At 53.3% G+C, this 14,957-nt stretch carries 13 protein-coding genes; 11 read left to right on the top strand and 2 right to left on the bottom strand.

Annotated features, from left to right (window positions below):
- Positions 1 to 38: 38 nt before the first annotated feature.
- Both J7M22_13055 and J7M22_13050 read right to left on the bottom strand, forming a co-directional pair.
- Positions 39 to 1,226 carry a glycosyltransferase gene (locus J7M22_13055; GenBank protein MCD6507537.1) on the bottom strand — a complete coding sequence of 396 codons (1,188 nt, stop codon included), beginning with the start codon at positions 1,224 to 1,226 and terminating at the stop codon, positions 39 to 41.
- A 44-nt stretch (positions 1,227 to 1,270) separates the two neighbouring features.
- Positions 1,271 to 1,852 carry an NUDIX domain-containing protein gene (locus J7M22_13050; protein ID MCD6507536.1) on the bottom strand — a complete coding sequence of 194 codons (582 nt, stop codon included), beginning with the start codon at positions 1,850 to 1,852 and terminating at the stop codon, positions 1,271 to 1,273.
- A 167-nt stretch (positions 1,853 to 2,019) separates the two neighbouring features.
- Here J7M22_13050 and J7M22_13045 point away from each other — a divergent pair, with 167 nt between their 5' ends.
- The 11 genes from J7M22_13045 to J7M22_12995 all read left to right on the top strand — a co-directional run bounded on the left by J7M22_13045 (position 2,020) and on the right by J7M22_12995 (position 14,814).
- Positions 2,020 to 2,580 carry an ACT domain-containing protein gene (locus J7M22_13045; GenBank protein ID MCD6507535.1) on the top strand — a complete coding sequence of 187 codons (561 nt, stop codon included), beginning with the start codon at positions 2,020 to 2,022 and terminating at the stop codon, positions 2,578 to 2,580.
- Positions 2,581 to 2,592: 12 nt separating this feature from the next.
- Entirely contained in the window at positions 2,593 to 3,966 is a 1,374-nt protein-coding gene (locus J7M22_13040; GenBank protein MCD6507534.1) for a PFL family protein, read from the top strand.
- Positions 3,967 to 4,040: 74 nt separating this feature from the next.
- Positions 4,041 to 5,528, top strand: a complete 1,488-nt coding sequence (gene glpK / locus J7M22_13035) for a glycerol kinase GlpK (protein MCD6507533.1) — start codon at positions 4,041 to 4,043, stop codon at positions 5,526 to 5,528.
- Positions 5,498 to 6,967, top strand: a complete 1,470-nt coding sequence (locus tag J7M22_13030; protein ID MCD6507532.1) for a hypothetical protein — start codon at positions 5,498 to 5,500, stop codon at positions 6,965 to 6,967. The genes glpK and J7M22_13030 overlap by 31 nt, the downstream gene beginning before the upstream one ends.
- A gap of 91 nt (positions 6,968 to 7,058) precedes the next feature.
- Positions 7,059 to 8,432 (top strand): tetratricopeptide repeat protein, encoded by a 1,374-nt coding sequence (locus J7M22_13025; protein ID MCD6507531.1) that lies wholly within the window; start codon positions 7,059 to 7,061, stop codon positions 8,430 to 8,432.
- Positions 8,433 to 8,542: 110 nt separating this feature from the next.
- Entirely contained in the window at positions 8,543 to 10,219 is a 1,677-nt protein-coding gene (gene arc, locus J7M22_13020) for a proteasome ATPase (protein ID MCD6507530.1), read from the top strand.
- Between the two features lie 25 nt (positions 10,220 to 10,244).
- The gene (locus tag J7M22_13015) at positions 10,245 to 11,738 is read left to right on the top strand and encodes a proteasome accessory factor PafA2 (GenBank protein ID MCD6507529.1); all 1,494 of its coding nucleotides are present in this window, start codon (positions 10,245 to 10,247) and stop codon (positions 11,736 to 11,738) included.
- Positions 11,739 to 11,750: 12 nt separating this feature from the next.
- Positions 11,751 to 11,948, top strand: a complete 198-nt coding sequence (locus tag J7M22_13010) for a ubiquitin-like protein Pup (GenBank protein MCD6507528.1) — start codon at positions 11,751 to 11,753, stop codon at positions 11,946 to 11,948.
- 34 nt (positions 11,949 to 11,982) lie between these two features.
- Entirely contained in the window at positions 11,983 to 12,771 is a 789-nt protein-coding gene (gene prcB / locus J7M22_13005) for a proteasome subunit beta (GenBank protein ID MCD6507527.1), read from the top strand.
- A gap of 4 nt (positions 12,772 to 12,775) precedes the next feature.
- Positions 12,776 to 13,459, top strand: a complete 684-nt coding sequence (prcA, locus tag J7M22_13000) for a proteasome subunit alpha (GenBank protein ID MCD6507526.1) — start codon at positions 12,776 to 12,778, stop codon at positions 13,457 to 13,459.
- A complete protein-coding gene (locus J7M22_12995; protein ID MCD6507525.1) occupies positions 13,456 to 14,814 on the top strand; it encodes a proteasome accessory factor PafA2 family protein in 1,359 nt (452 codons plus the stop codon). The genes prcA and J7M22_12995 overlap by 4 nt, the downstream gene beginning before the upstream one ends.
- Positions 14,815 to 14,957: the final 143 nt, after the last annotated feature.

Genomic DNA, 14,957 nt, shown 5'->3' with positions numbered 1-14,957 from the left:
ACCTCCGCTACACTCAGCGATAATATGAGCGTAAGGGGTTAACGTCGCGCCTTGTACTCCCTTCCCTTCCATCTCGCCTTTCCCGGCAGGCCGGCGAGACCGCATATCAGGATGTAAAGGGTGTGAAAGGGTTGAATGGGCAGGAAGAATTTCATGAGATCGCCTCTGCCGAACATCCTCATACCCTTGGAGACCAGCAGGTATTCAGGCAGGAATTTCATGGCGATCGCCGTTGGACCGATCCATATCGGGATCACCCCGGCAAGGCTAAGGAGGAGAGTTGGGTAAAGCAGCAGGTTCATACCGTAAACGGCCACCATAAAGGCCAGGGCGGAAAACCTGTTTTCAAGCGAATTGGAGGCCCATCTGATCCTCTGGGCCAATAAATCACGAAGGGTTACCTTAGGCATCGTGATAACCAGCGACTCCCTTAAACAGCACGGGATTATCCTCCACGACGTGTTTCGGTTGACCCACTGGATGAACATGTTATCCTCGGCGACCGTTCGACCTATCCTCTTAAATCCGCCCATCTGTTCATATACCTTTCGTCTGTATGCCAGATTATTCCCCGTGCAGGCTAATGCCAACCCCAGCCCCATTCCCCCGGCGAATGCCGTAAACAGCGTCAACAGCTCGAAGGATTGCATCTTCAAAAACAACCTCCTCCATCTTCCGAGCTTCCTGAAGTCCGGGGATCTATCGTCTATCGTCGAGAACCCGGCCACCACACCGACCTCAGGATCGGAGAAGAAGCTCGTCATAACGGAGACCCAATCGAACGGAACGATACAGTCGGCGTCGGTTGTCAATATGATCTCCCCCCGGCTATATCGGATCGCCTTGTCCAGGGCGGTCTGCTTCCCGGTTAACCCTTCAGGCTCATCGTTTTCAAGGGGAATGATCCTGACGTCCGACCGATCGGCATATGATCGGATGATGGAGAGGGTCTCGTCCTCCGATCGATCATCGACAGCCACTATCTCATAGAGGTGTGAGGGATATGACTGCTCTATGAGCGATTCGAGGCATCGGCCGATATGTTCCCTCTCGTTTCGGGCGGATATGATCACGGAGACGAAGGGCCGACCTTTCGGGTCGGAACGCCTTCTGAGCATCTTCCGCGAGATCCTCTCGGCCCTGCCAAGCCCTATTCTGAAGCAGAGGATCACGGACATGTAGATGAAGGAGAGCAGAAGGGTGAAATACCCGACAAAGCTAAGCATATTTCACCTCACATCAGCCTTGATCAGATAGATATGCCATCCTATCACTCCCCCTTCGTCTTTTTCCTATACAACCACAGCAGAGCTAGGATCGTCTTAACATCGCATATATCGCCTCTATCTATCATCCTCAAGGCTTTCTCCAGCGGAAGCTCAATGACCTTGATATCTTCACCCTCCTCCCTTACTCCTCCGCCCTTATGGGAGGGTTTGGATACATATCCCAGATACAGATCCATTCTCTCGGAACTGCCGCCGGGTGAGAGGTAGAAGGAGGTGAGCTTTTCCAACCTCTCGATCTCATATCCCGCCTCCTCGATCGCCTCCGATCTCGCGACTTTGACGGAATCCTCCTTATCCTTAACGCCCGCCACGATCTCTAAGATCCATCCCGGCCCTCCCTTCACATACGCCGGGTATCTGAACTGCTCCACCAGGATGACGGAATCGGCGTCGGGATTGTAAAGCAGCACGCCCACGGAATCCCCCCGCTCGAAACAGTATCGGGTTATCGGCTCGCTCATCGATCCGTCGTACCGTTCATATTGCACAAGGGCTCTCTCAATCTTGAAAAACCCATCATAGACCAGATCGCTTTCGAGCACCTCGACCTTTCTCTTCGACATCAAAACACCCTCGCAAACGACAACATTATTCAAACAGGGATATTTTAGCAGAGGAAATGGAGGGAATCAAGTAATAAGCGCTGTCGTCGAGCGGGCAGCCCGGTGATTTGACCGTATGACGTCGATATAGTATCATGTAAATCAGTTCCCCGGTGAGGTGGGAGAGGATGGAATACATCATAACCGTCATGTCGCGCGATCGGCCGGGCATCATCGCCGGCATCGGTAGGGCCGTCTTTGAGATGGGAGGCAATATAGAGGAGATCAGCCAGACGGTTGTTCGAGGATACTTCACCGTTATACTCTGTGCCACCTTCTCCTCTTCGCCTCCGGTGGAGAGAGTGAAGGAGGTGATCGCGTCCACAGGTGCTCCCGGAGAGTTGGAGGTCGCCGTGCGCATAAGGAGAACGGATGAACCTCTAAGCGCCACGCCAACCACATATGATCGTTTCATACTTACCCTGTTCGGACTAGATCGACCGGGGGTTATATACCATATGTCCACCTATCTCGCCTCCCTCGGCATCAACATCACCGATCTCTACGGCAGGACTGAGGAGGGAGGTTTTACGATGGTGCTTGAGCTCTCCGTTCCTCCGGAGCTTGATCCGCGAGGGCTGAAAGAGGAGCTTGAAAGGCTGGGGCGTTCCTTCGGCATGTCAGCTCACTTCCAACACGAGAATCTATTCAAGGCGACGCATGACCTGCGATCGCTCGCCGTGATTTAGGAGGTGATACCGATGGTGAGAAGTGAGGATATCCTGACGACGATACGGATGATCCATGAGGAGAACTTCGATATCCGAGCTGCAACGATGGGGATCAGCCTGCTGGATTGCCGATCTGAGAGCACAGATAAATTGTGCGAGCGCATCCGCGGGCGGATTATAGATCGGGCGGGGAAGCTATGGGAGGCCTGTGAGACGCTGGCGGCGAAATACGGCGTCCCAATCGTGAACCGGAGGGTGGCCGTTACGCCCATCAGCATAGTCGCCGCAGGACACGGTGAAGAGGGGTTTATCCAAGTAGCCCATGCTCTGGATGAGGCGGCACGTGAGGTGAAGGTTGACCTGATAGGCGGCTACACCGCTTTAGTGCATAAGGGGATGACGCCGGACGATGAGGGCCTGATACGATCGATCCCGTTCGCCCTCTCGGAGACGGAAAGGGTATGCGCTTCCGTCAATGCCGCCTCAACCAAGGCGGGAATCAACATGGATGCCATCTTGCTTGTGAGTGAGATGTTGATAGAGCTTTCCCGCCGTACCAGCGAGAGGGATGGCTTCGGATGCGCTAAATTCGTCGTTTTCGCAAACGCGCCTGAAGATAATCCCTTCATGGCGGGAGCGTTCAACGGCATCGGCGAGGCGGAATGCGTTATCAACATCGGCATCAGCGGCCCGGGAGTGGTAAAAGGAGCGATCGAAAAGGGAAGGGAGATGAAACCCGATCTGACGTTAGGCGATATGGCTGAGATTATCAAAACCACCGCCTTCAGGCTGACACGAATAGGCGAGTTGATCGGGAGAGAGCTCGCCGGAATGATCGGAGCCAAGTTCGGCATCGTCGATCTATCGCTTGCGCCGAGCCCGAAGGTCGGAGATAGCGTGGGCGAGGTTTTACAGGCAATGGGTATCAGGGCGGTGGGAGCTCCAGGATCAACAGCCGCATTGGCGCTCCTGACCGATGCCGTCAAAAAGGGCGGGCTTTTCGCATCCTCATCAGTTGGCGGCCTTTCCGGCGCTTTTATACCGGTCTCGGAGGATATCGGTCTCTCAGCCGCCGTCGAAGCGGGTTATCTGACGATAGAAAAGCTGGAGGCGATGAGCAGCGTCTGTTCAGTGGGTCTGGATATGGTCGTCGTTCCAGGCGATGTGGACGCGGAAACGATCGCCGCACTGATAGCTGATGAACTGGCGATAGGGGTCATCAACCATAAGACAACCGCAGTGAGGATCATACCGGTCCCTGAAAAGAAGGCGGGGGAACGAGTCGTGTTCGGAGGGCTTTTCGGGGAAAGCGTTGTGATGGAGATATGCAACATCGGATGCAATCGACGATTCGTTCGACATGGCGGACGGATTCCGGCTCCGTTGACCAGCCTTCAAAATTGAGTGTAAAATACATCTGAAAGATGAGCTTGCAGGTGGTGAGATGGTGTGGTAAAATAGGGAGGGTCAGAGGAACAATGGATTACGTTCTCGCCATAGATCAAGGGACAACGGGGACGACCGTTCTTCTTGTGAATGAGGAAGGGGAAGTTGCCGAATCGGTCTATGCCGAACTGAGACAGATCTACCCGAGACCGGGTTGGGTGGAACATGACCCGGAGGAGATCTGGCGCTCGACGGCGGGGCTCATTCGTAAGTTGCTCTCCCGATCACAGGTCTCCTCCTCACAGATAAAGGCGATAGGGATCACCAATCAACGTGAGACGACGATCGTCTGGGAGGCTGAAACCGGCAGACCCGTCCACAACGCCATAGTCTGGCAGTGCAGACGAACCGCGGATATGTGCGATCAATTGAGGGAGAAGGGGCTTGAGGAGAAGGTCAGAGATAAGACAGGGCTTATCCTCGATCCTTATTTCTCCGCGACCAAGCTCGCCTGGATCATCCGGGACGTCAAGCCTGAGGGGGAGATCCTCTTCGGGACGGTGGACTCCTGGCTTATATGGAGGATGACGGGCGGCAGAACACACGCCACCGATCAGACCAACGCCTCGCGAACGATGCTCTTCAACATCCACGAGCTGAAATGGGACGAAGAGCTGATAGGGATCTTCAATGTGGGCGCCGTCAGACTTCCTGAGGTGCTGCCTTCTTCGGCGCGTTACGGCGTGGCTCAGGAGCCGAGCGAGATCGAGGGCATCCCGATATGCGGCGTTGCCGGCGACCAGCAGGCATCCCTCTTCGGCCAGGCCTGTTTTGAGAGGGGAGAGACCAAAAACACCTATGGCACGGGCTGTTTTCTGATGATGCAGACCGGCGAAAAGCCCGTTTACTCAAATGAAGGGCTCCTTACCACCTTGGCCTGTTCCGTCACGGAGAGGCCCAGATATGCCCTTGAGGGAAGCGTATTTATCGCCGGAGCGGCGGTGCAGTGGTTAAGGGACGGTTTAGGGATAATCGAATCGGCAGCCCAAAGCGAAGAGATGGCTTTAAGCGTGGAGGATACAGGCGGGGTGTATGTCGTTCCGGCCTTCACCGGCCTCGGAGCGCCTTACTGGGACAGCCGGGCGAGGGGAGCTATCCTGGGGATCACACGGGGAACCAGAAAGGAACATATCGTCAGAGCGACGCTCGAGGCGATAGCACATCAGGTGGCCGACGTCATGGAAGCGATGGAGAGGGATTCCGGAATGAAAATCTCTGCTCTGCGGGTTGACGGCGGCGGATCGGTCAATGATTTCCTTATGCAGTTTCAATCGGATATCCTGAACCTGCCCGTGGAACGATCCAAATATAGAGAGACCACCTCTTTAGGAGCAGCCTACCTCGCCGGGTTAAGCATCGATATGTGGGATCTAGACCGGATCCGATCTCTTCGTAAGGTCAACAGAACGTTCACCCCTCAGATGGAGGATGAAAGGCGGATCCTATTGAGGAGGAAATGGAAGGAAGCTGTCGGGAGAGTGTTGACCAGATGCGGCTGCAATGGAAATACACCCTCATAATAAACCTCTTCATAATAACCTTTATGGCCTTCTTCTTCGTCATAGATGATATAAAACTCAGAAGGGACCGGATCGAGGGACAGATGAGAGATATCTCCCGTGGGATATTGATCCGCGATATAGCCGACGTGCTGAAGACGACCGTACAGGATCTCTCCGATCCTAAGATGATAGAGAGGGAGCTCAGAGGCGTCGTTAAGGAGATGGGCGTTGAGGATCAAATCGTTGACGTCAACGTGACGGATGAAAACGGGAAGATCGTAGCGAGCTTGAAGGGGTGGGAGATAGGAAATATGGTTAACATAGACAGGGAGGGATATGAGAGGATATCTCGGGGGAGAATACGGATCTACAGGCTTGCGCGGTACCATGACAGATGGGTGACCGAGGCGATCATCACATACCCCAGATCGGCTCGGTTCGAGGATAACTCCAACATAGTGATCGAAAACGGTCTCATCCAAATCCTCTTCGACGCCCCGGATGTGGCGAGTTATCTCTGGGAGCTTAGGCTTATACACATGATATATGTCCTGGCAACCAGCATCTCCCTCGCGTTCCTGATTAGCCTCCTCACGGGACGGATGGTGATTCGGCCGCTTGAAAACCTCGTTGAGATAATCCAGAGGGCCGATGAGGGGGATCTGAACTTCCTCGTTGTCTCCCGATCAAAGGGTGAAATCGGCAGGGTGAGCTCCAGATTGGCGGACATGATCCGGCAGATAAAGGTGGCTCATAGGGAGAGAATAGAAGCTCTAAGGAGAATGGCTTCCGGTGTGGCCCATGAGATAAGAAATCCGCTTAACTCCATCAGCATGACGGTTCAATACCTCAGATCGATCATCTCATCCGACGAGGTATCGGAGGAGGATCTTGATGAGGCACGGGAATGCCTGGAGATCATGGACAAACAGGTCAAAAGGCTCAGCCAGATAACTGATCAATTTCTCACCCTCAATCGTCCGCCGTCGCTTCAAATCGAGCCTACAGATCTGGAATCACTCACCGACGACGTACTATCGGAATTCAACGCCGCCTTTAACAGCGCGGGCATCTCAATCATCAGGAGATACTGCGGAGAGCTCAAAGAGGTGCCCCTGGATGCCGACAAGATCCGACAGGCCATATATAATCTGATCCAGAACGCCATCCAGGCGATGCCGAAAGGCGGCAAGATCTATATAACTACAAAGCTGGAGAAAGGCAAGTTCCTGGACAGGGCTGTGGTGGAGATAAGGGATACAGGGATAGGGATACCGGATGAGATCCAGCCCAGGATCTTCGACGCCTACTTCACGACGAAGGAGAGGGAGGGAGGCGTGGGACTTGGCCTGTCGCTGACGCTCCAGATCGTCGAGGCTCATGGGGGCAAGATCGAACTCAGAAGCAAGGTTGGGATGGGCTCATCCTTCAAGATCATCCTGCCTATCAGGAGGTAGGGGGCGAGGCAACCTTGACATGTTCTTTAAACCGATGATATAATCTTACACGAATTCCACTGGTGGCGGGGAAAACCCGCAGGTGATCGTTATGAGATTCAGGTTAAAGGTTGTATCTCCCTTGATTCTATCCCTCACACTGATCTTTTTAATCCCCGGCTGCTTACCTAAGGGCGCAGTCTCTCCGCAGAAAGAAATCGATATGATCCTGGAAAACGCCTCTTGTTTCCAGGAGGAGCAGGACTACGATAGGGCGATAGCCGAGTTTCAGAAGCTCCTGGACAAATACCCGCAGAGCGATCAGGCGGACAACGCTCAGTTCGAAATAGGCAACAGCTATAGGCTCAAGGGAGATTACAAGGCCGCTATCAAGGCCTATGAGAAGGTGAACTCCAAAAGCGAGCTGGCCGATAGGGCGAAACTCCTGATCGGCGATTGTTACCTCGCCCTCAACGAGGTGAAAAAAGCGAGGGAGATCTATAGGTCTCTTGTCAGAAAGTATCCCTATCTCAACAACGACGAGGCGCGCGAGGCCAGGAGAAACCTCGATCTGATGGCAAGGATAGTCAAGCTGGAAAGTGAGGTCAGAGAGGGTGTGGAGTCGCATAGAGATAACGCCCTCTTCGAGATCGGCAGAATCTACCTCGAGGAGTTAAACCTTCCCGATGTGGCAGCCGAAAGGTTCAAGGAACTGACCGAGAGGTTCCCGAAGAGCGAGTTGGCCGATGATGCGATGATGATGTTAGGCGAGAGCTACTGGCGCATGGCCAAGTACGAGTCCCCACCCAAGGTGGACACCAGGAAGCTGGCGGCGTTCGTCAGGTATTACTACATCCTCGACAGGTACCCGCAGCTCGGGGAGATGGATCTACGCAAGATCGGGCTCAGCCCCCATTGGCCCGCCGGATATCCGAGCAGGGGATACGAGAAGTTCTACGGCAGGGGCATGAGGTATGATAACTACTACCTCGAAGTGCGATTCCTCCTGAGCAGATATCGCGATCTGAGGGAGTGGCGATATACGGACTTCCTGCCTCCCTGCTATGGCAAGGCGATGGAGACGTGGAATGAGCTTCTGGAGAGATACCCGAACACCGATGCAGCCCTGAAATGTCGCAAAGTAGCGGCCAAGAGGTTAGCCGAGCTCGGAAGGGCCTTCTATAACGCCGGCGCTCCTGGATTCAGCAACGTCCTGCTTCATGAGTCGCTCAGCTACTATCCGACGCCGGAGGCTCATATCTACCTGGCTTACTTCTACGCCGACGCCAGGGCCTTCTCAAACGACAGGACGTCGCTTTATAACAAGATTCAGGTGTTCGATCACATAAAGCAGGCGGAGAAATTAGTGTCCCCCGACTCGGAGCTGGCCTCCCAGATCAAACAACTGAAGACCTGGATGAACTACCGAATGCGTGTGGAGGCCCTTGAGGCTAAGGTAAGCAAGCTCAGCAGCCGGGGAGGCTAATAAACCGAATAAAGAAAGGATGATAGCCGATGGAAGAGGTCCGGCAGATAGGTCCTCAGGCCGAGTTGGTGGCCAAGTATGAGGAACAGATAAGACGGCTTGAAAATTACATGGAGTCGCTTGAAAACGAGGTGGCCAATTTAAGACGTAAGCTTAACTCGGCCCATTCTGAGGAGATCGAGCTGAGGCTGTATGAAACCACGCGTGAGCTGATAAACGCGCATAGGCGTAACCGAAAACTTACGGACGCCCTGCGCGATGTGAGGGAACAGATAGAAATCCTGAAGGAAAGGGTCGACAAACTCACCGCTCCGCCCAACAATTACGCCGTTTTTCTGAACGCAAATGACGACGGAACGGTAGACGTCGACTTGGGTGGGAGAAAATGGAGGGTTAACGTAGATCCGTCGATAGACGTGACGAAACTCCGTAAAGGCCAGGAGGTCATCGTCAATTCCGAATATAACGTCGTGGGGGTTCGTCAGTTCGACGGACAGGGTGAAGTGGTGAAGGTGAAGGAGAGACTGGACGAGAAAAGGGTTATAGTCAACTACAGGGCGGATGAGGAAAGAGTGGTCGAGCTGGCTGAAACGGTCAAGGAGGAGGAGTTCAGATACGGCGACACCGTGCTGGTCAACCTTCAGACCGGATTGGTGATGGAAAAGCTGCCCAAAGCAGAGGTGAAGGATCTGCTTCTGGAAGAGGTGCCGGATATAACATACGATGATATAGGCGGGCTGGACAAACAGATCGAGCAGATCCGTGATGCCATAGAGTTGCCCTACGTCTATCCGGAGGAGTATAAGGAGTTCGGACTGACACCCCCTAAGGGGATTCTACTTTACGGACCACCCGGATGCGGTAAAACCCTTATAGCCAAGGCAGTGGCCAACAGCCTCGCCAAGAAAGCCCGCGAGATAACCGGCAACCAGGACATAAAGGGGTATTTTATCAACATCAAAGGACCTGAGCTGCTGAACAAATACGTCGGCGAAACTGAACGTAAGATCAGGGAGATCTTCCAGAGAGCGAAGGAGAAGGCTCAAGAGGGCATGCCGGTGGTCATATTCTTCGACGAGATGGATTCGCTGTTTAGAATGAGGGGCTTGGGCATCTCATCCGACATGGAGTCGACCATCGTCCCCCAGTTCCTGGCAGAGATCGACGGCGTGGAAGGGGTCAGAAACGTCATCGTCATAGGGGCCAGCAACAGGCAGGACCTGCTCGACCCCGCTATACTCCGCCCTGGTAGGCTGGATATCAAGATCAAGATCGACCGTCCGGATGAGGAAGGAGCGAAGGATATATTCTCCAAATACCTGAAGCCCGATCTGCCGATCGCACAATCCGAGATAGAAGCGGCCGGAGGGGATATAAACGCTGCCATCAGGAGCATGATCGAAAGGGCGGTTGAAATCATGTATGCCGAGACCGACGAGAACAAATTCCTCGAGGTGACTTACGCCCACGGCGAAAGGGAAATCCTCTACTTCAAGGATTTCGTCAGCGGAGCTATGATCGCCAATATCGTCTCAAGGGCTAAAAAGCACGCCCTCAAGAGATACATCCAGGGCGAGGAGGAAAAGGGGATAAGGTTCGAGGACATCGAGAAGGCGATCCGCGAGGAGTTCAAGGAGAACGAGGACCTGCCCAATACCGCCAATCCGGATGACTGGGCCAAGATTTCCGGCCGTAAAAGCGAAAGGATCGTCAGCGTCAGAACGCTGTTCGATAAAGAGGAGAAGAAAAAAGATTACAGGATCGTCGGGACGGGGCAATATCTGTAATCCTAACCTTTGGAGGGAATAGCAGATGCCGGTTCCCAAGGTGATGGGTGTCGAAACGGAATATGGGATAAGCGTGAAGGGGGCGGTTGACAGGGATCCTGTCACGGCTTCCACCCTCGTCGTCAACAGCTACAGGGATAGGGAGAGGAATAAGGTCCTGTGGGATTACGATCAGGAATCCCCCACTTCTGACGCCAGAGGGTTCACAACCGATGAGACGGTGCAGAATCCCGATGAGGAGAGCAATCGGGTGATAAACGACATCCTGATAAACGGCGGAAGATATTACGTCGATCACGCCCATCCCGAATACTGTACTCCGGAATGCCTGGACGCCAGAGAGCTGGTGAAATACGATAAGGCCGGAGAGATCATCCTCAACATCTCCCGTCGGATATCGGAGGATGTTCTGGGAAAGGACACCAGAATAATAATCCACAAGAACAACAGCGACCACAAGGGGCATAGTTATGGATGCCATGAGAACTATTTGATGGATAGATCGGTGGATTTTCAGGAGATCGTGGACGGTCTGACCCCATTCCTGGTCACGAGGCAGATATTCACCGGCAGCGGGAAGGTTGGGTATGAGAACGGCAGCGACCCGGCGGTCTATCAGATCTCACAGCGGGCCGACTTCTTCGAGTCGGAGGTGGGGCTCAGCACCATGGTCGATCGCCCGATCATCAACACCCGCGACGAGCCTCACGCCGACGAGAAGAGGTTCAGAAGGCTACATGTCATAGTCGGCGATGCCAATATGTCCGAATTCACCACATATCTTAAGGTGGGCACCACCGCTTTGGTTCTGACGCTCATAGAGATGGGGATGATCAAAGACAGGTTTAAGCTCATGAACCCTGTGAAGGCGATCAAATCGGTCTCCAGGGATCTGAACTGCAAAGGCCGTATAAACATGCTGAAAGGAGGAAGCTGGACCCCCATACAGATTCAGAGGGAATACCTGAACCTCGCCGTCAAACATCTATCCTTGACAGTCGATCCGATCGCCAAGGATATTCTTGATAAATGGGAGTTCGTGCTCGATAAACTCGAAGAGGACCCGATGCAGTTGGACAGGCATATAGACTGGGTCATCAAGAAACGACTGATAGAGGCTTACATGAGAAGGTTCAATCTCGATTGGTCAGATCACAGAGTTCTGATGTTGGATCTTCAGTATCACGACGTCGATCCTGAAAAAGGATTGTACTACAGGTTGGCCAAAAACGGACAGGTTGAGAGGATCCTCAACCCAGGTGAGGCGTTCAGCGCCGTCACCGACCCGCCCGAAAGCACAAGGGCCTATTTCAGAGGTATGTGTCTGAAAAAGTATTCGCAGCAGATTCACAGCGTCAGTTGGAATTCAATGGTCTTCGAGCTCAATTCATCCTCGTCCTTGAATAAGATCTACATGCAGGACCCGTGCAGGGGGACGAAGGAGTTGGTGGGTGAGATACTGGACGGTTGCAAAACCGCCGATGAATTGATAAAATTCTTTGATGAGCTGTCTAAATGAGGGGGTGTGAATATGCCTTCCAAGGAGAGAAAGCAGACATACAAAAAGAGAGAAGAGGAGAAGAGGGAGGAGCGTCAGGAGCCGGAAGCCGATAAGGGGGCCCAGGATATCAAAGATGACCTGGACAGGCTTCTGGACGAGATAGATGAAATCCTTGAGGAGGATTCGGAGGAGTTCATTGAAAACTACATACAACGCGGCGGCGAATGATCTGTGGGAGCCTAAAAGCTCAGACTTCCTCGAAATGCTGATGCGTTACCATCCTCATTTGTGGCCTGCTTTCGGCTCTCCATTACCTGGGACTGAATCGCTAACACATAAAACCCTCAGGCGCCTCCCAGACAAAGAGGGGGTGCTCCTCGGAACCACCATCCTGGCCCTGAAATATGAGGACGGTGTGGTGATAGGCGGCGACCGAAGGGCGGTGGAGGGATATCAGGTGGGGGAGCGCAGGATCGAAAAGGTCTTCTCGGTGGACGAATACTCCGCCATAGCCATAGCCGGAATCGCAGGACCCTGTATCGAGATCGCAAAGATCTTCCAAGTTCAGGTCGAGTATCACGAGAAGATGGAGGGTACCCCCCTGAGCCTCGAGGGCAAGGCCAACTTCCTCTCAACGCTGATCAGGTCGAATCTCCAGGCTGCGATGCAGGGATTGGTGGTCATACCCATATTCGCCGGATACGATCTCAAACGTAAGGAGGGGAGGATATTCAAATACGACCTCACCGGCGGAAGATATGAGGAGACGGAGTACTACGCGATCGGATCAGGCGGCAAGGACGCTCGCGCTACCATGAAGAAGCTCTATAGACCCGATATGGACAGAGACTCGGCTTTAAGGGTGGCCGTTGAGGCCCTATGGGACGCGGCCGATGAGGATATAGCGACTGGAGGACCGGACTTCATCAGGGGTATCTATCCTACCCTCAAGCTGATAACCCAGGAGGGCACCAAAAGCCTGAAGGATGATGAGGTGGCCGGATTGTTCGATGAATTGATGGAAAAGCTCAAAGGAAAGCAGAGAGGTTGATGGCATGCCACAGTTCTACGTTTCCCCCGAACAGGTGATGGCTGACAAGGCCAACTATGCCAGAAAGGGGATCGCCAAGGGCAAGGACGTCGTGGCGCTGGAATATATAGATGGCATCGTTTTCGTGGCCGAGAACCTAAGCGCTACGTTGAACAAGATCCACGAGATATATGACAGGATAGCCCTGGCTGCCGTGGGAATGTATCCGGAGATAGAGCCGCTGAGAACCACGGGGATCTATCAGTGCGAGATCAAAGGATACGCCTACAGCAGGGAGGATGTCAACGCCAAATGGCTGGCCACCCTTTACTCCCAGCAGATCGGAACCGTCTTCAGACAGATCGACACTAAGCCGCTTGAGGTGGAGTTACTGCTAGCTGAGGTCGGCGATACGCCGGAGGAGAACCAGATCTTTCACATCTCCTTCGACGGGAGCGTCTGGGATGAACGCAAGATAGCCTCCATAGGCGGCCATGCCGAGGAGATAAGGAAATTCATCCAGGGGATCTACGAGGAGGGGATGCCCCTGGAGGAGGCGATAAAGCTGGCCGTCAAAGGGATCGAGAGCATAGAGAACGATAAGAAGCTGACCTGCGATAACCTGGAGGTCGCCGTTTTGGATAGGAACAAGGAGAGGAGGAAATTCAAGAGAATTCCAAAGGGAAAGGTGGCTGAGATTTTATCATGAAACGGCGGATATTCGGTCTCGAAAGCGAATACGGCATCGTCTGCATGCCGCTCAACAAGGGCGGCAGGCCTCTTCCGGTGCAGAATGCCGTGACCTATCTCTTTAAGGGGATAACTTCCGGCAGGATGTATCCGGACGTCTTCCTGGAGAACGGAGCTCGGTTCTATCAGGATATTGGATGTCATCCGGAATATGCTACGCCGGAGTGTGATAACGTCTATGACCTGGTGGTCCACGATAAGGCCGGCGAGCGGATCGTGGAGGAGCTGATGATAAGGGCCGAAAGGGCCCTGCAAAGGGATGGATTTAACCATAAGATATCCATATTCAAGAACAACACCGATTCGCGCGGAAACACCTATGGCTGTCACGAAAATTACCTGATGGACAGACATGTCAGCCTCCGGCAGCTCGCCACTCAGCTTATCCCGTTCTTCGTCACGAGGCAGATCTACACGGGCGCAGGCAAGGTCAAAAGCAGCATCAGGGGCGGATATGCCATCTCACAGCGGGCTCAATACATTCGTGAGGATATCTCGATAGCCACCACCACTGCCAGAGGGATAATCAACACGAGGGATGAACCACATGCCGATAGGGAGAAATACCGCAGACTCCACGTGATCGTGGGAGATTCGAACATGTCGGAATTTACCAACTATCTGAAAGTTGGCACCACGCATATCGTGTTGATGATGATCGAGGATGGATTCCTAGACAAGCGAATGGCGCTTTACGATTCGGTCAAGGCGATACAGCAGATCTCCGAGGATCTGAGCTGTAAGAAGACGATCGAGCTGGAAAGCGGCAAGAGACTCACCCCTGTGGAGATACAGAGATATTACCTCGAGGCGGCCCATAGATACTTCGAGACGGAGGAGATCGATCCCGTCAGCAAGGATGTGCTCAAGAAATGGACCTACGTACTCGACAAAATAGCCGAGGATCCGATGCAGTTGGACAGGGAGATCGACTGGGTGATAAAGAAACGGATGATAGAGACCTACGTGAATAGACGTAGGATAAGATGGGATGACGCTAGGGTTCACATGCTCGACCTGCAATATCACAACATCAGACGCAAGGTCGGCCTATACTATATCCTCGAGAGAGAAGGAAGGGTCGAGCGAATCGCCACCGATGAGGCGATAGAACACGCTATGCGTAATCCCCCTGAAACAACAAGGGCGAAGTTCAGGGGACAGTTCGTCAAACTCGCCAACGAACAGAAGATACTGTGCGGGGTCAATTGGAGCTACATACAGCTTTATGAGCCATGCCAGCAGCTTTACCTTTCAACCGACCCGCTTGATCCCGTCTACGAGGAAGCCAGTAAGGGGATGTATTCCTTCTGAGTTTACGAGAGCCTCCGGGAAAGCCCATCCTTTTAAGGGTGGGATGAAAGGCGGCTTGCTTTTATCTCCTCTTATGTTATAATTATGCAGCGGACTGCAGTGCAGCTATTAACATCGCTGCCGTAGGAGCATGTCTCTTGCGG

This window comes from Candidatus Poribacteria bacterium (genome assembly GCA_021162805.1).
In the GTDB taxonomy this organism is placed as follows: domain Bacteria; phylum Poribacteria; class WGA-4E; order B28-G17; family B28-G17; genus JAGGXZ01.
Note: the sequence above shows the minus strand (reverse complement) of the source record. Positions and strands in the feature narration are given on the sequence as shown.